The following is an 18590-nucleotide window of genomic DNA, read 5'->3' on the forward strand; positions in this document are numbered from 1 at the left end:
AAACCCTGCCAGCAACATAAAGGATACGACGCATGAGCAGCCTGCGCACCAAGGGCAAATCCACGATTGTCTGGATCTTGATGGGGTTGCTTCTGCTGGGGCTTGGCGGGTTCGGCGTCACCAGCTTTACCGGCGGCAGCTCGGAAATCGGGGCCGTGGGTGAAACCGAAATCGACGCCCAGACCTATGGGCGCGCGCTGCAGGGCGAGATCGACAATATCAGCCGCCAGTCCGGCCAGCGGATCACCATGGAACAGGCCCGCGCGATGGGGCTGACCCAGGCGGTGCAGGCGCAGCTGTTCAACTCGGCCGCGCTGGCAGAGGAAGCCCGGCTGGCCGGCGTCTCGGTCGGTGACCGCGCCGTGGCCGATGCCATCACCACCGCGCCCGCATTTCAGGGGCCGGGTGGCTTCGACCGCGCCGCTTACACCGAGACCCTGCGCCGGCAGGGCCTGACCGAGGAGCGTTTCGAACGTGATGTACGCAGCGATCTGGCGCGGACCATTCTTCAGGCGGCGGTCGTCTCAGGCGTCGCCGCACCCAGCGCGCAGGCCGAACAGACCGCCAATTGGCGGCTGGAGAAGCGCGACATCTCGTGGATCGAACTGACAGAATCCGACCTTGCCGCACCGGTCGACCCCGCCAATGATGAGATCCTGACCGCCTGGCATCAGGCCAACGCTGACCGCTTCACGGCGCCGGAAATCCGCAAGATCACCTATGCCTGGATGACTCCGGAAATGCTGGCCGATACCGTCGAGCTGGACGAGACCGCGCTGCGCGATCTGTACGAGTCCAAGGCCGCTGACTATATCCAGCCCGCCCGCCGTCTGGTCGGTCGTCTGGTCTTTGAAAGCGCCGATGCGGCTGCTGCTGCCAAGGCCCGGCTGGATGCGGGCGAAGCGAATTTCGAACAGCTGGCGATCGAGCGCGGGCTGACGCTGGCCGATACCGACCTTGGGGAGATGACTGAGGAAGAACTGGCCGCTGCCGGCACCACGGTTTTTGCGGCTGAGGATAACGGCGTGGTCGGCCCGGTCGACACCGAACTGGGCCCTGCGCTTTATGCGGTCAATGCCATCCTCGATCCGGTCAATGTCACCTATGAGGAAGCGTTGCCGGATCTGCGCGCCGAAGCCGCCGCCGACCGCGCCCGACGCCTGATCGCCGACCAGACCCCCGCCATCGAGGATCTGCTGGCTGGTGGCGCGACATTGGAACAGGTGGCCGAAGAAACTGGTGCCGAACTGGGCCAGATCGACTGGAGCGCGACGCTGGAAGCCGCACCCGGCGAGATCGGCGGCTATCCGACCTTCCGCGAATATGCGGCGGCGGTGACCGATCGTGACTTCCCCGAACTGGTCGAATTGGAGGATGGTGGCGTCTTCGCGCTGCGCCTTGATGAAGTCGTAGCGCCGACTCTGATCCCCTTCGATGAGGTCCGCGAAAAAGTCGCTGCCGACTGGGCCGAGGGCGAAGCCCATCGCCAGCTTGTCGCGCTTGCCGAGGAGCGCAAACTGCAAGCGGTATCGGAAACGATCCCGCCGATGCCTTTGGTCGACACGCCCGCAGAAGGTGCAGCCACCGCCGAGGTCGAACCTGCCGCGCAGCCCGAATCCACGGCCTGGACGCAGGAAATCGGCCTGATGCGCGACGGCTATCTGGAAACCGCCCCGCCGCAGATGATCGAGGAAGCCTTCAAGCTGGCTGATGGTGAGACCGAGATCGTCGATGACGGCAAGCGTGTCGCGCTTGTCCGGATTGACCGGATCGAAGCCGCGGACCTCTCGACCGAGATCGCGCGCGAGATTCTGGACAATACCAGCGCCCGGATGGGGCAGTCGCTGCAACAGGATCTGTTCGACTATTACTCGCGCGCGGTGCAGGCACAGAATGGTGTCACGCTGAACGCGGCGGGGATCGCCGCAATCGAATCGCGGATGTGATGAATGCAGATCAGCCCTGATTTCGCGGCGTTTTCCACTGGCTGGGAACAAGGCCGCAACCAGTTGTTGACCACGCGACTGGCCGCCGATCTGGACACGCCGGTCAGCCTGATGCTGAAACTGGCCGAGGCCGCGCCCAACAGCTTTGTGCTGGAAAGCGTCACGGGCGGCGAGGTGCGCGGCCGTTATTCGATCATCGGCATGAAGCCGGATCTGATCTGGGAATGCCGCGCCGGCCGCGCCCGCATCAACCGCGAGGCGCGCTATTCCGACGCCTTCACCGAGGATCAGCGCCCGGCGCTGGAAAGCCTGCGCGCGCTTATCGCGGAAGCCCGCATCGACATGCCGGAGGGTGTGCCGGCGGCGGCGGCGGGGCTGTTCGGCTATCTGGGTTATGACATGATCCGGCTGGTCGAGAACCTGCCGAATGTGAACCCGGACCCGATCGGCGTGCCCGATGCGATGCTGACCCGGCCCTCGGTCGTGGCGGTGCTGGACGGCGTCAAGGGCGAGGTGACGCTGTGCGCACCGGTCTGGCATGATCCGGCGATGCCTGCGCGCGCCGCCTATGCCCAGGCCGCCGAACGCCTGTCCGAGGCGTTGCGCAGCCTTGACCGGATGCCGCATGAGCCGCGCGAGATGGGACGTTCGCACGAAATCGGTGCGCCCCGGTCGAACTTCACTCATCAGGGCTATAAGGACGCGGTCGAGAAGGCGAAGGATTATATCCGCGCTGGCGACATCTTCCAGGTGGTGCCGGCGCAGCGTTGGGCGATCGACTTCCCGCTGCCGCCCTTCGCCCTGTATCGCAGCCTGCGGCGCACCAATCCGTCGCCCTTCATGTTCTATCTGAATCTCGCGCCGCAGGAAGGCGGCTTTCAGATCGTTGGCGCCAGCCCCGAAATTCTGGTGCGCCTGCGCGAAGGCGAGGTCACCATCCGACCCATCGCCGGCACCCGCCCGCGTGGCGCGAATGAGGCCGAGGACAGGGCGCTGGAGGCCGATCTGCTGGCTGATCAGAAGGAACTGGCGGAACATCTTATGCTGCTGGACCTGGGCCGCAACGATGTCGGACGGGTGGCTAAAATCGGCACCGTTCACCCGACCGAGAAATTCGTGATCGAACGCTACAGCCACGTCATGCATATCGTTTCGAACGTGGTGGGTGAGCTGCGCGAAGGCGAAGATGCGCTGTCGGCGCTGCTGGCGGGCCTGCCCGCAGGCACTGTTTCCGGCGCGCCGAAGGTCCGCGCGATGGAGATCATCGACGAACTGGAGCCTGAAAAGCGCGGCGTCTATGGCGGGGCTGTCGGCTATTTCGCCGCCAATGGCGAGATGGACATGTGCATCGCGCTGCGCACCGGCGTCATCAAGGACGGTCAGCTTTACGTGCAGGCCGGGGGCGGCGTCGTCTACGACAGCGACCCCGAGGGCGAGTATCAGGAAACCGTGAACAAGTCGCGCGCACTGATCCGCGCCGCCGAGAGCGCCACGCGCTTCGTCCGCAACAACGGCTAAAGAAAGACTGCCCGGCCTTCAGTGGCAAAGGAAAAAGGGCGGCCGTTTGGCCGCCCTTTCGCTTTGGTATGCTGCGCCGATCAGTTGGCCGGTGCGGGGGCCGCCGGATCAGCCGGTGCTGCCGGATCAGCCGGTGCTGCCGGGTCAGCCGGCATCGCGGCCGGATCGGCGGGCGCGGCCGGGTCAGCCGGCATCGCGGCGGGGTCGCCCGCTGCTGCCGGGTCAGCCGGCGCCGCTGCCGGGGCAGCCTCACGTTCGCGGAAGACGTATTCCGGGGCGGCGTTTGCCTCGTCCTGGGTCAGCTCGGTGGTGATTTCCTGAGCATCATAGTTGATGGTCAGCTGTTCCCACGGCACGGCGATCTGCTTTTCACCGATGCCCAGGAAGCCGCCCACACCGATGATCGCGGCGATCATCTGACCGCTTTCCGCGTCGACGATGATGTCACGGACCTGACCAACGGCAGTGCCGTCGGGCGAGGTGACATTCGCGCCAGTCACCCAGTCCACGCGCAGCTCGTTGCCGGCCTGTTCACGGGCAATCTTGTCGCTGCTGGCCATCTCGGCCTCGAGCGCCGCTTCCTCTGCCGCTTCGGCGGACTCGGTGGCGTCGACAGCAGCGGCGTCAGCATCGGTTTCCATCTCGCTGGTGGTAGCTGCCGGATCGCCTGCTGGCATCGGTTCAGCGGTCGTCGCATCAGCGGCGGCATCGGCCGCGTCGCCAGCAGCCTCGGCCGCGTTATCCGCCGCGGTTGCAGCAGCATCGGCAGCTTCGTTGGCGGCGTCGGTTGCAGCCTCAGCCGAGGTATCAGCGGCTTCTGCAGCGCTGTCGGCGGTCGCTTCGGCGGCGGTTTCCGGCGTGGTGGTGGCCGTTTGCGCGAAGGCCATGCCCGTCAGCGGAAGCACCAGGGCAGTGGTCAGAAGAATGTTGCGCATATGATCATCTCCTCAATCATCTCACGAGTACCGGTCGGCACCCGCATCACCCATCCAATCCCCAAGCCGCGATTCTGGTTCCGCAGATTGATTTTTGTTGGCGGAAACGTGAGCATCCTGAGAGCCCGTCCCTTGTGGAGGTAAAATATTCTAAGCCAATCGGTTAAAAGGTCTTTTGCGGTGACTTCCTGCCGTGTCGTTGGGCCGAATGGGTCGATTTTCTGGCAAGTCTTCGCCAGTGTTGGCCGTTTTCTGCGGGCCTGACCGCCGGTGCCGACAAGGGCCGTGACGTCCGGGGACATGATGGCCAACGACAAGATCGCGCTGCGAGGTCGCGCGCAGGAGCACGGGAATATTGCGATGAGGTTGCAATCGACCCCAAAAGCCAACGCCGCCCATCAGGGCGGCGTCGAAGGTGCAAGGCAATGCGGCGGGTGCCGGGTCAGTCTTCGCCGCGATAGGGGCGGACGTATTGCAGCGCCATGTCCCAGGGGAAGAAGATCCAGGTGTCCTGGCTGACCTCGGTCACATAGGACTGCACCATCGGCTTACCTTTGGGCTTGGCATAGACGGTGGCGAAATGGGCCTTGGGATACATCTCGCGGATCAGTTCCAGCGTGCGGCCCGAATCGACCAGATCGTCGACGACCAGAATGCCCTCGCCATCACCCATCAGCGCGGGATCGGGTTGCTTCAGGACCTGCAGCTCGCTTTGCCCGGCCTCGGCCCCGACGCCCTTGTAGGATTTGACCGAAATCGTGTCGATGGTGCGGATGTCCAGTTCGCGCGCGACGATCATCGCCGGCACCATGCCGCCGCGGGTAACGGCGACCACCGCGCGCCATTCGGTCCCGTCCATGCGCCAGGCAAGCGCGCGCGCGTCGCGGTGCAGCTGGTCCCAGCTAACATGAAACCCTTTTTCGTGGGGCAAACGGTCGGCGTCGGTCATATTCCCTCTCAGCTTTTGACGATCAGCAGGATGCCGAGCGCGAATAGTGCGACTGCGGCCGCCCGGTCAATCCAGAACTTTGCGTCAAAATAGCGTCGGCGCATGGCGGCTGTCGACATCCCTATGGCCACGACAGCATACCAGAAAACCTCGGTCGACAGCGCTGTCAGATAGATCGAGGCCTGTTTCGCCAGACTCAGCGGCCCCGGAAACAGCGACAACAACAGCGACGCATAGAAAAGCGCCGGCTTCGGGTTGGACAGGTTCAGCAGCATGCCGCCCAGAAAGCCACGCCCGAAACGCTTCTCGGCTGCCTCGGGCAGCGGCTCGGTCGCGGCGCGCCACAGCCCCCAGGACATCCACAGCAGGTAAAGGCCGCCGAAAACCTTCACCGTCCGGTAAACTTCGGGATGGGTCTGAAATACCACCGCCAGCCCGGCAAGCGCGATCAGCCCCCAAAGCGAGGCACCGAAGGCCAGCCCCATGCCGAAGGGCAGGGCGACTTCGCGCCCGCGCGAAAAGGCGGTCTGAATGGCGGCAATGATCGCGGGCCCCGGCGACAGGATCGCCAGGGTCATTGCGCCGATCAGGGCCAGGTAAGGTTCGATGCCTGACAGCTCAGCCGTCCTTGCGGCCCGAAACCACGTCGATATCCGGCGCGTCCACCGCCTTCATGCCGACGACGTGATAGCCGGCGTCAACGTGATGGGTTTCGCCCGTGACGCCGCTGCCAAGATCGGAAAGCAGATACAGGGCCGATTTGCCCACCTCGTCCTGCGTCACGTTGCGGCGCAGGGGCGAGTTCAGCTCGTTCCATTTCAGGATATAACGGAAATCGCCGATGCCAGAGGCCGCCAGCGTCTTGATTGGCCCGGCCGAGATGCCGTTGACGCGGATGCCATCCTTGCCCAGATCCTCGGCCATGTAACGAACCGAGGCCTCAAGCGCAGATTTCGCGACGCCCATGACGTTGTAATGCGGCATGACCCGTTCGGCGCCGTAATAGGTCAGCGTGACCATGCTGCCGCCCGCAGGCATCATGGCGGCGGCGTAGCGCGCCACCATGGTGAAGGAAAAGACAGAAATATCCATCGTTTTCAGGAAATTGTCGCGCGTCGTGTCGACATAGCGACCGCGCAGCTGTTCCTTGTCGGAATAACCGATGGCATGGACCAGAAAGTCCATCTGGCCCCATTCGGCGCTGATCGCGTCGAACATCGACTTGACGGATTCCTCATCCGAGACATCGCAATCGAACAGCAGATTGCTGCCCAGTGCCTGGGCCAGTGGCTCTGCCCGTTTCTTCATCGCCTCGCCCTGATAGGACAGCGCAAGCTCGGCGCCCTGATCGGACAGTTGCTTGGCGATGCCCCAGGCGATGGATTTGTCGTTGGCCAGCCCCATGATAAGGCCGCGCTTGCCGGCCATCAGGCCCCCGCGTTCGCTGCTTGACATACCCCTCTCCGTCTTACCTTTTGGGCAGGATTAGGCGAAAGCCCGGGGGGCATCAAGCATGAGCGCACAGGACGACCGATTTGACGGCGAAGATCCCTTCGTCATAGCGCGGTCCTGGCTGGCCGAAGCCGAGGCCAGCGAACCCAACGATGCAAATGCGATCGCGCTGGCAACGGTCGATGCCGAGGGTATGCCCGACGTGCGCATGGTGCTGCTGAAAGACATCGAATCCTATGGCGACGGGCAGGGCGCCTTCGTCTTCTACACCAATTATGACAGCGCCAAGGGCCGCCAGATCGCCGCGACAGGCAAGGCCGCTTTCGTGATGCATTGGAAATCACTGCGCCGCCAGATTCGGGTGCGCGGCACGGTCACCCGCGAAGACGGCCCTCAGGCGGATGCCTATTATGCCAGTCGCGCCCTGCAAAGCCGCATCGGGGCCTGGGCCTCGGCGCAAAGCCAGCCGCTGTCATCACGCGGGGCATTGATGCTGGCTGTCGCCCGTCAAGGTGCGAAATGGGGTGCAAATCCGCCCCGGCCGCCCTTCTGGGGCGGGTTCCGCATTGACCCTGTACAAATAGAGTTCTGGAGTGACGGCGCGTTTCGCTTGCATGACCGTTTTCAGTGGGTCAGGGAGGCTGCTTCGGGCGAGGATGGGCGAGTCGTTTCGGCGGGCTGGAAGGTGCAACGTTTGTCCCCCTGATCCGCCTGAGGCTGATATAAATTTTATATGCTTGAAATGTATGGGCTTGCGCCCACTTTACGTTACGTCAAGTAATGTATTTTGATGGGGACGGAATGCGGCACATATGTGAGTATCTTTGCGATGAGTCGAGTTCTGGATGGGGCTGGATGCGCCGGTTTGATTTGCGGCGAGAGTATGAAGCAGTGGTATGGCGATAGCAGACGACAGTGTTGTTATAGAGGTTAGCGGAACGATTAAATGGTTCGATCCGGCGCGCGGGTTTGGCTTCATTATCAGCGACGAGACCGGACCGGATATTCTGCTGCACACGAATGTCCTGCGCAATTTCGGGCAGGGGTCGGTCGCTGACCGGGCACGGATTCGCGTGCTGGTGCAGCCCACTGCGCGCGGCTTGCAGGCTGTCAGGATCCTGTCGATCGAACCGCCCGATAACGAAGGGGTGCCACCGATCAGCGATCTGGCCGATACCCCGCCGGAAGTTCTGGCAACGCTGCCTTTCCTGCCTGCGCGGGTGAAATGGTTCGACAAGGCCAAGGGCTTCGGCTTTGCCAATCTGTTCGGCCAGTCTGGCGATGTCTTCCTGCATTGCGAGGTGCTGCGCCATTCCGGCCTGGCAGATCTGGGCGTGGGAGAGGCCGTCGCGCTGCGGGTCGTCGATGGCCGCCGCGGGCTTATGGCGGCGCAGATCGCACCCTGGGAACGGGGCGGCCCGGCGCAGGAAGACAATGATCCGCAATAGCGTGCGATTGCTGCCAGCGATTGCCGTTGCGTTGGCGGGCGCGTCCGCCAGCTTTGCCACATCCCCGGCGCCGCCCTCTTGTCAGGAAGATATCGCGCTGTTTCCTACGGCCGAGCGTGCGATTCGCGTCGAGATCGCGGATGACCCGGCCGAACGTGCGCAAGGGCTGATGAACCGCAGCAGCCTGGCTGAAAATTCCGGTATGCTGTTCATCTTCGAAGAGCCGCGCGAGGCCGCCTTCTGGATGAAAAACACCCTGATTCCGCTGGACATGATTTTTATGGATGCCAAGGGCGTCATCCGGCACATTCACCCGTCAGCGGTGCCGCATGATCTAACGCCGGTTCCGGGTGCCGCGCCCGGCGATCCCGCGCCCGAGCGGCTGATGGTGCTGGAAGTTGCCGGCGGCGAAGCCGCCCGGTTGGGCCTGACCGTGGGCATGGCCATGTCGCATCCGCGTCTGGACCAAAAACAGGCAGCCGCCCCCTGCCGATAGGGCTTTCCCCCGGCGGCGACAGCCGCTAGAAGCAACCCGTCGGGGCGTGGCGCAGCCTGGTAGCGCGACGGTTTTGGGTACCGTAGGCCGGAGGTTCGAATCCTCTCGCCCCGACCATCACTCAGCAGTTGTGGCTTCCGGCGTGGCCTTTCCAGTCTGCGCTTGCCGGGCTGCATTCCCGAATCGCACGGACGGTGCGTGGATACCAATCGTTCCCGCGTCGCATCTTTCGATGCGCTTGCGCTTCCTGCGCGTCTGCCTAACCTTGGTGTCTTGGACCCGCTGGCCGGCAGCGGTCATTCTGGAGGGATCACATGAAAAAGCTGGGTTTCCTGTCCTTCGGGCACTGGTCGCCAGAACGCGGTTCGCAGGTGCGCAGCGCCTCGGACGTGCTGCTGCAATCCATCGAACTCGCGGTCGAGGCCGAAAAGATCGGCATCGACGGCGCTTATTTTCGCGTCCATCACTTTGCCCGCCAGCTTTCGTCGCCCTTCCCGATGCTGGCGGCGATCGGTGCGCGTACCTCGAAAATCGAGATCGGGACCGGCGTCATCGATATGCGCTATGAAAACCCGTTCTACATGGTTGAGGATGCGAGTTCCGCCGATCTGATCGCCGGTGGCCGGCTGCAACTGGGCATCAGCCGCGGCTCGCCCGAGCAGGTGATCGACGGATGGCGGCATTTCGGATTTGCCCCGGCCGAGGGCGAGGACGAGGCTGCGATGGCCCGGCGACATGCGCTGACCTTCCTGCAACTGCTGGAAGGCAAGGGCTTCGCGCAACCCAACCCGCGCCCGATGTTCCCCAATCCGCCGGGGCTATTGCGACTGGAGCCGACCTCGGAAGGATTGCGCGACCGGATCTGGTGGGGGGCGGCCTCGGACGCGACTGCGGTCTGGGCCGCGGAACAGGGGATGTACCTGCAAAGCTCGACCCTGAAGACGGATGAGACCGGCGAGCCTTTCCATATCCAGCAGGCCAAGCAGATCCGCGCTTACCGCGAGGCCTGGAAAGCCGCCGGCCACGACCGCGCGCCGCGCGTTTCGGTCAGCCGCTCGATCTTCGCGCTGATGACGCCCGAGGACCGGATGTATTTCGGGCGTGGCGGCAAGGAGGATGATCAGGTCGGCATGATCGACCAGACCCGCTCGATCTTCGGGCGCAGCTATGCCGATACGCCCGACCGCCTGATCGAACAGCTGCGTGAAGACGAGGCGATTGCCGAAGCCGATACCCTGCTGCTTGCGGTCCCGAACATGCTGGGCGTCGAATACAACGTGCATGTGCTGGACAGTATCCTGCGCCATGTCGCGCCGGCACTTGGCTGGCGCTGACGCTGCACGAAAGCCTGCCGGGCGCGGCTATTTCTCGGGCGCGCGAATGTATTCGTGCTTGTCGCCCGTGGGCAGTTCGAACTGGCCCTCGCCCCAATTCGCGGCGCGCCATTCCTCTCGGGCATGGGCGATCTTCTCGCGGCTGGAGGCGACGAAATTCCACCAGACATAGCGCGGACCGTTCAGCGTCGCACCGCCAAGCGCCATCAACCGCGCGCCCTGCGAACCTGCGGCCACGGTGATCTTGTCGCCGGGGCGGAAGACCATCATCCGCCCGGCCTCGAAGGTGTCGCCGGCGATGGTGACCGATCCTTCGGTGATATAAAGCCCGCGATCTTCGTGATCGTCAGGCAGTGGAAAACGGGCACCGGGTGCCAGAGCCACATCCAGATAGAAGGTTTCCGAATACAGCGTCGCCGGGGCCTTTTCGCCGTAAGCATTGCCAAGGATCAGCGTCGCCTGCACCCCTTCGGCCTCGAATTGCGGCAGGGTTTCCTTGCCGTGATGTTCAAAGATCGGGTCCATATCCTCGCGGTCTTCGGGCAGCGCGATCCAGGTCTGGATGCCGTAAAGGCTGTGCGGCCCCTTGCGCCCCGCTTCCGAGGTGCGTTCGGAATGCGTCACACCTTTGCCCGCGACCATCCAGTTGACCGCGCCGGGCAGGATCACCTGATCGGTGCCGATGCTGTCGCGGTGATGGAAGTCGCCGCGATACAGGAAGGTGACGGTGCCAAGCCCGATATGGGGATGCGGGCGCACATCGACGCCCTGGCCGGTCAGGAACTCGGCTGGCCCGGCTTGATCGAAGAAGATGAAAGGCCCGACCATCTGACGCTGTGGCGCGGGCAGGGCGCGGCGGACTTCGAAATCGCCAAGGTCGCGGGTGCGCGGCACGATGACGGTCTCAATGGCGTCCAGACCGATTTCGTCGGGGTTTCCGGGGGTAAGGGCGGGGTTCCAGCTCATGGCGGTCTCCTCTGGCTGAAACCAGACTAGGCCACGGCCGACGGCCCCGCAACCGTCAGCGGGCGCGGCCTTCCAGCACCGCTTTCAGCAGCAACGTCACCACCGCGATCAATGTCAGGGTCGAGGCAGCGGCAAACGCGCCAGCGACGTTGAGGTCGTTGAACAGCAGTTCGACATGCAGGGGCAGGGTGTTCGTCTGCCCACGAATGCTGCCCGACACGACGGATACACCGCCAAATTCGCCGACCGCACGGGCCGTACACAGCACCGCGCCATACAGCAGCGCCCAGCGGATATTGGGCAGGGTCACCCGACGGAAAATCTGCCAGCCGCTTGCGCCAAGGGTCACGGCGGCCTCTTCCTGCTCGCTTCCCTGTGCCTGCATCAAGGGCAGCACCTCGCGCGCGACGAAGGGCGAGGTGACGAACAGCGTCACCAGCACGATGCCGGGCAGGGCGAACAGGATCTGGATGTCATGGGCTTCCAGCCACGGTCCCAGAAAGCCCTGGCGTCCGTAAAGCAGCAGATAGCAGATGCCGGCGATGATGGGCGAGATCGAGAAGGGGATCTCGATCGCTGTCACCAGCAGGCTGCGACCGGGAAAGCGGAAGCGGGCAATCAGCCAGGCGGCCGCGACGCCAAAGACGATGTTCAGCGGCACCACGATCAGCGCCACCAACACCGTCAGCCAGATGGCGTGCAGTGTCAGCGGGTCCATGATGTTCTGGACGTAGGCCCGCCAGCCTTGGGCAAAGGCGGCGGCGAAGATATAGAACAGCGGCGCCACCACCATGACCAGCGTGGACAACACGGCGATTGCGATCAGCAGGCGGGGCAAAAGACGGCTTTGACGTGTCATCACCGCTCCTTGAATCGCATGGCGCGCGCTTGCAGTCGGTTCGAGACGAAAAGCAGGATCAGCGCAAAAAACAGCAGCACCAGCGCGATGGCCGCGGCACCCTGATAGTCGTATTCTTCAAGCCGAATAAACGCCAATAGCGCGGCGATTTCGGTCTTGAAGGGCAGGTTGCCAGCGATGAAAACGACGGCGCCGAACTCTCCCAGACTACGGGCAAGCGCAATGGTGCAGCCGGCCAGATAGGCGGGCAGGATCTGCGGAAAGACGACGCGGCGGAAAATGGTGAACTCGCTGGCCCCAAGCGTGCGCGCGGCCTGTTCATAAGCCGGGTCGAGGTCTTCCAGCACAGGCTGAACCGTGCGCACGACAAAGGGGATCGAGGTGAAGGACATCGCCAGTGCCACGCCCCAGATCGTATAGGTGACGCTGATCCCCAAGGGCTCCAGCAACTGGCCGAACCAGCCATTGCCCGAAAACAACGCCGTCAAGGACAGGCCGGCGACGGCGGTCGGCAGGGCGAAAGGCACGTCGATCAGCGCGTCCAGAATGCGGCGGCCCGGAAATTCGTAACGCGTCAGAACCCAGGCCATCAGCAACCCGTATACGGCGTTGATGGCGGTGGCGATCAGCGCGGCGGTAATCGTCAGGCGCAGCGCTGCCAGCGTCCGGGCCGAAGTGATGATATCCCAGAACCGCGCCGGGCCGATTTCCGCGCCCTTCAGGATCAGGGCCAGCACCGGCAGCAGCACGATCACGGTCATGTAAAGCAGCACCGTGCCGAGGCTCAATGTGAACCCCGGCAGGACGCGTTTTGCGCGGATGGGTGCCGCGATGTCGGTCATTGGTTGACGAAAACCTGATCGAGGATGCCGCCTTCAGCGAAGTGTTCCGCGCTGATTGCGTCCCAGCCGCCGAAAACCTCGTCGACGGTGACCAGCTTCACCTCGGGGAACTCTGCCGCATGCTTGGCGGTGACGTCGGGATCGTTCACGCGATAGAAGTTCTGGGCGATGACCTCTTGTGCCTCGGGCGTGTACAGCCATTCCAGATAGGCGTTGGATACCTCGGCGGTGCCGTTCTTGTCGGCATTGGCCGTCACCACCGCAGCCGGGAAGGCCGAGAACAGCGACAGCGAAGGCGTGACGCGTTCGAAACCCTTGTCGGCATATTGTTTCGCGATGGCGCCGGTTTCGGCCTCAAACGTGATCAGCACGTCGCCGATTTCGCGTTCGGCGAAGGTCTGGGTCGAGGCGCGCCCGCCGGTGTCAAAGACCGGCACATTGGCGAAGATCGCCTTGACCAGTTCCTGCGCCTTGGCCGCGTCGCCACCATTCTGGTCCAGCCCGTAAGCATAGGCCGCCAGATAGGTATAGCGCCCGTTGCCCGAGGTTTTCGGGTTCGGGAAGACCGGCTGAACATCTTCACGCGCAAGGTCGGACCAGTCGCGGATGTTCTTGGGGTTGCCCTTGCGGACTAGGAAGCTGGGCAGCGAGTAATAGGGCGAGGCGTTGTTCGGCAGTTGCGCGCGCCAGTCTTCGGGCAGCATGCCGCCCTTGGCCAGCATGTCCACGTCGATTTCCTGGTTGAAGGTCACCACGTCTGCGGGCAGCCCTTCCAGAATGGCGCGGGCCTGCTTGGACGACCCAGCGTGGCTTTGGTCGATGGTCAGATCCTTGCCCGTCTCTTCCTTCCATTCGGCGATGAACAGCGGGTTCAGCGCCTCATAAACCTCGCGGCCGATGTCATAGCTGACATTCAGGATCTTGTCCTGCGCAAGCGCAGGGAAGGCGGCGCCGATGCCGATGGCAAGGGCGGCGGCCCGGAAAAGACCGTGTTTCATGGAATGCTCCTCAGGCTGAAAGTCGGATAGGGGCGGCGGGCGCGACTGGCCCGGCGTCCGAAAACATGGCGCCCCAAAGCGGACGCAGGCGGAAGTGGCCGCCGACCACCAGCGCGGGCGCGCCGCGCCGGGGCAGGTCGACGTCGATCTGGCTGTCGTCGGGCCCGGTCAGGACCAGCCGCAGGTCGGTGCCGTTGCTGTCCTTGCGTGTCAGCACCCAGGGGCTTGCCGGATCGGATTCCAGCGCGATGCTGTCGGGGCGCAGGTGCAGCTGGCCCGGCCCGTCCGCCTCGGCGCAGGTCATGAGTTCGCGCGCGTCCAGGCCCGGTGCCTCGGCGCGGCCGCCGCGAAGGGTGACCGGCAGGGTGATCGACGCACCCATGAACTGCGCCACAAAGGCCGATGCCGGGTGATCGTGGATCTCGTCGGCGGTGCCGATCTGGCTGATCTGGCCATCTCCCATTACCACCACGCGATCGGCCAGCTCGAACGCTTCTTCCTGATCGTGGGTGACGAAAATCGTGGTCGAACCGGTCTTTTCGTGGACCTCGCGCAGCCAACGGCGCAGATCGCGGCGGATCGCGGCGTCAAGCGCGCCAAAGGGTTCGTCCAGCAACAGGACCGCGGGCTGAATCGCCAGCGCCCGGCCAAGCGCCACGCGCTGCCGCTGCCCGCCGGAAAGCTGGCCGGGAAAGCGGTCTGCCAGATGGGGGATCTGCAACAGGTTCAACAGGTTGTCGACGGTTGCGTCGATCTGTGCCGGCGCGGGGCGTTCGCTGCGGGGCCGCACGGTCAGGCCAAAGGCGATATTGTCGCGCACGGTCATATGCGGGAACAGCGCGTAATGTTGAAAGACAAAGCCGATGCGGCGTTTTTGGGCGGGCAGGGCCAGCCAATCCTGACCGGCAACTACCAACTGCCCGGCATCTGGCCATTCGAGACCGGCGATGATGCGCAGCAATGTCGTTTTGCCCGAGCCCGATGGCCCCAGCAGCGCGAGCAACTCGCCATCCTCGACCTTCAGGTCGATGCCGCGCAGCACTTGCGTCGCGTCGAAGCTTTTGGTCAGGCCGGTAATGCTGATGGTCATGGGGTCCCCTTATCGAACAGGGAAATATTTCCACAATGTGACGGATACAAGACGGATGTTGACGGATTGCGGCGGGATTTGCCCGCAATTCCGGGATGTTGTTCGGGGGCGTGGTGATGAAGCGGGATATGCAGGTCATTCTGCGCAGGCATCAGGAGGTTGTTTTTCGCTGAGGTGCGGATGTGGAATGTTGTCCTTATCCGCAGGCGGCTGCGGATTGATTGCAGAACGATATGGCGGCGGCTGCCACCATATCATGCGCGTGCTAGGCGGCGATAAAATCGCGTACGAAGGGGGTGGCGGGTCGGTCGCGGATGTCCTGCGGGCGTCCGATCTGTTCGATGCTGCCCATCGACATGACCACGACCACATCGGCCAGCTCCATCGCCTCGTCCTGGTCATGTGTGACGAAGACGGTGGTCAGGCCGGTCTCGTCATGGATGTCGCGCAGGCCCTGACGCAACTCCTTGCGGACCTTCGCATCAAGCGCGCCGAAGGGCTCGTCAAGCAGCAGCATCCGCGGCTCGATCGCCAGCGCACGGGCGAGGGCGACCCGCTGGCGCTGACCGCCGGAAAGCTGGCTGGGGTATCGCGCGCCGATATCGGGCAGCTGGATCAGCTCCAGCAGCTTGGTGACGCGGCGGGCGATTTCGGCCTTTTCCGGGCGTTTGGCGCGGGGGCGGGCGTTCAGACCGTAAGCGATATTGTCGAAAACCGTCATGTGCCGGAACAGGGCATAGCTTTGAAAGACAAAGCCCGCGCGGCGGTCCTGAACGCTCATCCCCGTCGCGTCTTGCCCATCGAACAGCACCCGGCCCGAGGTCGGAAATTCTAGCCCGCCCAGAATGCGCAAGAGCGTCGTCTTGCCAGAGCCGGACGGCCCCAGCAGCGCCACCAGCGCGCCCGAGGGGATGGAGAGCGTCACCGGTTTCAGCGCGGTGGCCTTGCCGAATTCCTTGGCGATTTCGTCGATATGAATGTCCATGGCTCCCTCAGTGTCGGCGGATGGCGGCAAGCTGGTCGGCGTGACGCAGCTCCAACGCGGTTTTCAGGGTCAGGGTGATCAGTGCCAGCGCCGTCAGCGCAGCAGCCATCGAGAAGGCGGCGACCGAGAGGTATTCGTTATACAGCATCTCGATGGTGATCGGCATGGTCGCGGTCTTGCCCCGGATCTTGCCCGAAACGACGGCCACGGCGCCGAATTCGCCCATGGCACGGGCGGTGCACAGAAGCGCGCCATAAAGCAGCGCCCAGCGGATATTCGGCAGGGTCACGGTCCAGAACACCCGCCAACCCGACGCGCCAAGGGTCAGCGCGACTTCTTCCTCGGTTCGGCCCTGTTCGATCATCACCGGAATCAGTTCGCGGGCGACGAAGGGGAAGGTGACGAAGACGGTGGCCAGCACGATGCCGGGAATGGCGAAGACGATGGGCAGACCATGCGCCACCAGCCAGCCGCCGATCAGCGAATTGGCCCCGAACAGCAGCACGATACACAGGCCCGCCACGACCGGGCTGACCGAGAAAGGAAGGTCGATCAGCGTGATCAGGAAGGCCTTGCCGCGAAAGTCGAACTTGGTGATCAGCCAGGCGGCGGCGACGCCGAATGCGGCATTCAGCGGCAGGGCGATGGCGGTGATCAGCAGCGTCAACTGGATTGCGCTGCGGGCGTCGGGCTTGGTCAGGCTGGCAAGGGCGGCTGCCCAGCCATCGGCCAATGCCTCGGCGAAGACGGTTGCCAGCGGGGCGAGGATCAGGATGGCGACGCCCGTCAGGGCGATCCCGATCAGCGCCAGCCTGGCAGGTGCGGCTTCGGCGGTGGCGGCCCGGAACTTGCGCGGGCGGCCCGGCCGGGCGTCGGGGGTGATGAGGCTGGCGTCAGACATGGCCCATTTTCCTGCGCGAAACGATCTGGATGATGTTGATCGCCAGCAGCATCGCGAACGAGATCAGCAGCATGGCGATGCCGATTGCGGCAGCGGCGTCATAGTTGAACTCCTCCAGCTGGATGACGATCAGCAGGGGCGCGATTTCGGTCTTCAGGGGGATGTTCCCGGCAATGAAGATCACCGAGCCGTATTCGCCGACCGCCCGCGCCAGCGCCAGCGCAAAGCCGGTCAGCGCGGCGGGTGTCAGCATCGGCAGGATGACATGGCGCAGCGTATGCGGCCGCGATGCGCCAAGTGTGGCCGAGGCTTCCTCGACCTCGCGGTCGATCTCTTCGATCACCGGCTGGACGGTGCGGGTCACGAAGGGCAGGCCCACGAAAATCAGGGCCAGCAGGATCCCCCATTGGGTATAGGCTATCTTCCAGCCGATCTGCGCGGCCAGCTGTCCGAATGCGCCGTTGGGCGCGTAAAGCGTGGTCAGCGCGATGCCGGCGACGGCCGTGGGCAGGGCAAAGGGCAGATCGACGGCAGCGTCGACCAGGCGCCGGCCCGGAAAGTCATAACGAACCAGAACCCAAGCCAGCAGCACCCCGAACACCAGATTGAACAGCGCCGCGAAGACCGACAGCCGGAAGGACAACAGCAGCGCCGTCCAGACCCGTTCGCGATTGACCACCTCCCAGACATTGCCGGGCCCGAAGCTGGCGCCCTTCAGAAGAAGGGCACCAATCGGCAGCAGCACGACGATGGACAGCATCGTCAGGGTGATGCCGGCGGACAGGCGCAGGCCCGGCATCGGGGTTTTCTGGACCAGGGCGGGCATGACGGTCACTTCGCCGTAAAGATCTGGTCGAAGATGCCGCCATCACCGAAATGTTCCGGCTGCGCCTTTGCCCAGCCGCCGAAATGGCCGATATCGACCAGTTCCAGCTTGGGAAAACGGGCCACGTCTTCCGGTGCGGCGGCGCTGTCATCCCAGGCGCGATAGTAATGCTTGAAGGCAAGCGCCTGACCTTCGGGGCTGTAAAGGAAATCCAGATATGCATCGGCAAGGGCGCGCTGCGCGTCATCCGCGATATTCGCCTCGACCACGGCGACCGGCGGTTCGGCCAGAATGCTGACCGAGGGGACGACGATCTCGAACGCGTCCGGGCCGATTTCCTTCAGCGCCAGATAGGCCTCGTTTTCCCAGGCCAGCAGCACATCGCCGATGCCGCGCTGTGCAAAGGTGGTTGTCGCGCCGCGCGCGCCGGTATCCAGAACCGGAACATGGGTGAACAACTCGCCCACGAATGCCTTCGGGTCCTGACCGTTCTTTTCGGCCCAGGCCCAAGCGGCAAGATAGTTCCAGCGCGCCCCGCCCGAGGTTTTCGGGTTCGGCGTGATCACCTCGACCCCGTCCTTGACCAGATCGCCCCAATCCTTGATCCCCTTGGGATTGTCCTTGCGGACCAGGAAGACGATGGTCGAGGTGTAGGGGCTGGAATTATGCGGCAGTTTCGACTGCCAGTCAGCAGGCAGCTTGCCTGTGGCCGCGATCTTGTCGATGTCCGAGGCAAGCGCCAGCGTCACCACTTGCGCGCCAAGGCCGTCGATCACCGCGCGGGCCTGCGCGCCCGAGCCGCCGTGGCTGGTCTCGATCCCGGGGACATCGTGCCCTTCGGCCTGCCATTTCTGGGCGAAGGCCTCATTCACCTCGCGGTACAGTTCGCGCGTGGGGTCATAGCTGACATTCAGCAGCTCTTGCGCGCGTAGGGTGCCCGGCAGGGCCGTCAGCGCCAGTGCCGCCAACGCCAGGGTCGAGATGCCGGCGCGCAGCGAGACGGTCGGGAATCTAAGGGTAGGGGTCGTATGCGGTTTCATATCGG

19 protein-coding genes and 1 tRNA gene are annotated in these 18590 nt (G+C 64.0%); 7 read left to right on the forward strand and 13 right to left on the reverse strand.

Features of this window, described 5'->3' with window-relative positions:
- Positions 1 to 32 precede the first annotated feature (32 nt).
- Positions 33 to 1946 carry a peptidylprolyl isomerase gene (locus tag G7044_RS03730; RefSeq protein ID WP_235931118.1) on the forward strand — a complete coding sequence of 638 codons (1914 nt, stop codon included), beginning with the start codon at positions 33 to 35 and terminating at the stop codon, positions 1944 to 1946.
- Positions 1947 to 1949: 3 nt separating this feature from the next.
- Positions 1950 to 3464 carry an anthranilate synthase component I gene (trpE, locus tag G7044_RS03735; protein ID WP_166326110.1) on the forward strand — a complete coding sequence of 505 codons (1515 nt, stop codon included), beginning with the start codon at positions 1950 to 1952 and terminating at the stop codon, positions 3462 to 3464.
- A gap of 80 nt (positions 3465 to 3544) precedes the next feature.
- On the opposite strand, the gene G7044_RS03740 is transcribed toward trpE, so the two are convergent.
- From G7044_RS03740 to fabI, 4 genes are all read right to left on the reverse strand, one after another.
- Positions 3545 to 4399: a PRC-barrel domain-containing protein gene (locus G7044_RS03740; RefSeq protein WP_166326113.1), complete on the reverse strand. Its 855-nt coding sequence runs from the start codon at positions 4397 to 4399 to the stop codon at positions 3545 to 3547.
- Between the two features lie 442 nt (positions 4400 to 4841).
- A complete protein-coding gene (gpt, locus tag G7044_RS03745) occupies positions 4842 to 5348 on the reverse strand; it encodes a xanthine phosphoribosyltransferase (RefSeq protein WP_166326116.1) in 507 nt (168 codons plus the stop codon).
- A gap of 8 nt (positions 5349 to 5356) precedes the next feature.
- A complete protein-coding gene (locus G7044_RS03750; protein WP_166326119.1) occupies positions 5357 to 5926 on the reverse strand; it encodes a LysE family translocator in 570 nt (189 codons plus the stop codon).
- 40 nt (positions 5927 to 5966) lie between these two features.
- The gene (gene fabI / locus G7044_RS03755; protein WP_166326122.1) at positions 5967 to 6803 is read right to left on the reverse strand and encodes an enoyl-ACP reductase FabI; all 837 of its coding nucleotides are present in this window, start codon (positions 6801 to 6803) and stop codon (positions 5967 to 5969) included.
- 58 nt (positions 6804 to 6861) lie between these two features.
- Here fabI and pdxH point away from each other — a divergent pair, with 58 nt between their 5' ends.
- The 5 genes from pdxH to G7044_RS03780 all read left to right on the forward strand — a co-directional run bounded on the left by pdxH (position 6862) and on the right by G7044_RS03780 (position 10078).
- Complete coding sequence (pdxH, locus tag G7044_RS03760; protein WP_166326125.1) at positions 6862 to 7506, forward strand: pyridoxamine 5'-phosphate oxidase; 645 nt, start codon at positions 6862 to 6864, stop codon at positions 7504 to 7506.
- A 190-nt stretch (positions 7507 to 7696) separates the two neighbouring features.
- On the forward strand, positions 7697 to 8248 hold the full coding sequence (locus tag G7044_RS03765) for a cold-shock protein (RefSeq protein WP_166326128.1): 552 nt from the start codon (positions 7697 to 7699) through the stop codon (positions 8246 to 8248).
- Positions 8235 to 8744: a DUF192 domain-containing protein gene (locus tag G7044_RS03770; protein WP_166326131.1), complete on the forward strand. Its 510-nt coding sequence runs from the start codon at positions 8235 to 8237 to the stop codon at positions 8742 to 8744. Before G7044_RS03765 ends, G7044_RS03770 begins: the two co-directional genes overlap by 14 nt.
- Before the next feature lie 40 nt (positions 8745 to 8784).
- Positions 8785 to 8861: transfer RNA gene (locus G7044_RS03775), tRNA-Pro, on the forward strand.
- 197 nt (positions 8862 to 9058) lie between these two features.
- On the forward strand, positions 9059 to 10078 hold the full coding sequence (locus G7044_RS03780) for an LLM class flavin-dependent oxidoreductase (RefSeq protein ID WP_166326134.1): 1020 nt from the start codon (positions 9059 to 9061) through the stop codon (positions 10076 to 10078).
- A 27-nt stretch (positions 10079 to 10105) separates the two neighbouring features.
- Here G7044_RS03780 and G7044_RS03785 read toward each other — a convergent pair whose 3' ends face one another.
- From G7044_RS03785 to G7044_RS03825, 9 genes are all read right to left on the reverse strand, one after another.
- The gene (locus G7044_RS03785) at positions 10106 to 11044 is read right to left on the reverse strand and encodes a pirin family protein (RefSeq protein WP_166326137.1); all 939 of its coding nucleotides are present in this window, start codon (positions 11042 to 11044) and stop codon (positions 10106 to 10108) included.
- A 55-nt stretch (positions 11045 to 11099) separates the two neighbouring features.
- Positions 11100 to 11903, reverse strand: coding sequence for a sulfate ABC transporter permease subunit CysW (cysW, locus tag G7044_RS03790; RefSeq protein WP_166326140.1), 804 nt, complete (start codon positions 11901 to 11903; stop codon positions 11100 to 11102).
- The gene (cysT, locus tag G7044_RS03795; RefSeq protein WP_166326143.1) at positions 11903 to 12745 is read right to left on the reverse strand and encodes a sulfate ABC transporter permease subunit CysT; all 843 of its coding nucleotides are present in this window, start codon (positions 12743 to 12745) and stop codon (positions 11903 to 11905) included. The genes cysW (G7044_RS03790) and cysT (G7044_RS03795) overlap by 1 nt, the downstream gene beginning before the upstream one ends.
- On the reverse strand, positions 12742 to 13743 hold the full coding sequence (locus G7044_RS03800) for a sulfate ABC transporter substrate-binding protein (RefSeq protein ID WP_166326146.1): 1002 nt from the start codon (positions 13741 to 13743) through the stop codon (positions 12742 to 12744). Before G7044_RS03800 ends, cysT (G7044_RS03795) begins: the two co-directional genes overlap by 4 nt.
- A gap of 10 nt (positions 13744 to 13753) precedes the next feature.
- Positions 13754 to 14833 carry a sulfate/molybdate ABC transporter ATP-binding protein gene (locus tag G7044_RS03805; RefSeq protein ID WP_166326149.1) on the reverse strand — a complete coding sequence of 360 codons (1080 nt, stop codon included), beginning with the start codon at positions 14831 to 14833 and terminating at the stop codon, positions 13754 to 13756.
- 265 nt (positions 14834 to 15098) lie between these two features.
- The gene (locus tag G7044_RS03810) at positions 15099 to 15818 is read right to left on the reverse strand and encodes a sulfate/molybdate ABC transporter ATP-binding protein (RefSeq protein ID WP_166326152.1); all 720 of its coding nucleotides are present in this window, start codon (positions 15816 to 15818) and stop codon (positions 15099 to 15101) included.
- A gap of 7 nt (positions 15819 to 15825) precedes the next feature.
- Positions 15826 to 16719 (reverse strand): sulfate ABC transporter permease subunit CysW, encoded by an 894-nt coding sequence (gene cysW / locus G7044_RS03815; RefSeq protein WP_166326155.1) that lies wholly within the window; start codon positions 16717 to 16719, stop codon positions 15826 to 15828.
- Complete coding sequence (cysT, locus tag G7044_RS03820) at positions 16712 to 17545, reverse strand: sulfate ABC transporter permease subunit CysT (RefSeq protein WP_166326158.1); 834 nt, start codon at positions 17543 to 17545, stop codon at positions 16712 to 16714. Before cysT (G7044_RS03820) ends, cysW (G7044_RS03815) begins: the two co-directional genes overlap by 8 nt.
- A 5-nt stretch (positions 17546 to 17550) precedes the next feature.
- A complete protein-coding gene (locus G7044_RS03825) occupies positions 17551 to 18585 on the reverse strand; it encodes a sulfate ABC transporter substrate-binding protein (protein ID WP_166326161.1) in 1035 nt (344 codons plus the stop codon).
- Between the last annotated feature and the right edge of the window lie 5 nt (positions 18586 to 18590).

This window comes from Paracoccus xiamenensis (assembly GCF_011308835.1).
In the GTDB taxonomy this organism is placed as follows: Bacteria; Pseudomonadota; Alphaproteobacteria; order Rhodobacterales; family Rhodobacteraceae; genus Paracoccus; species Paracoccus xiamenensis.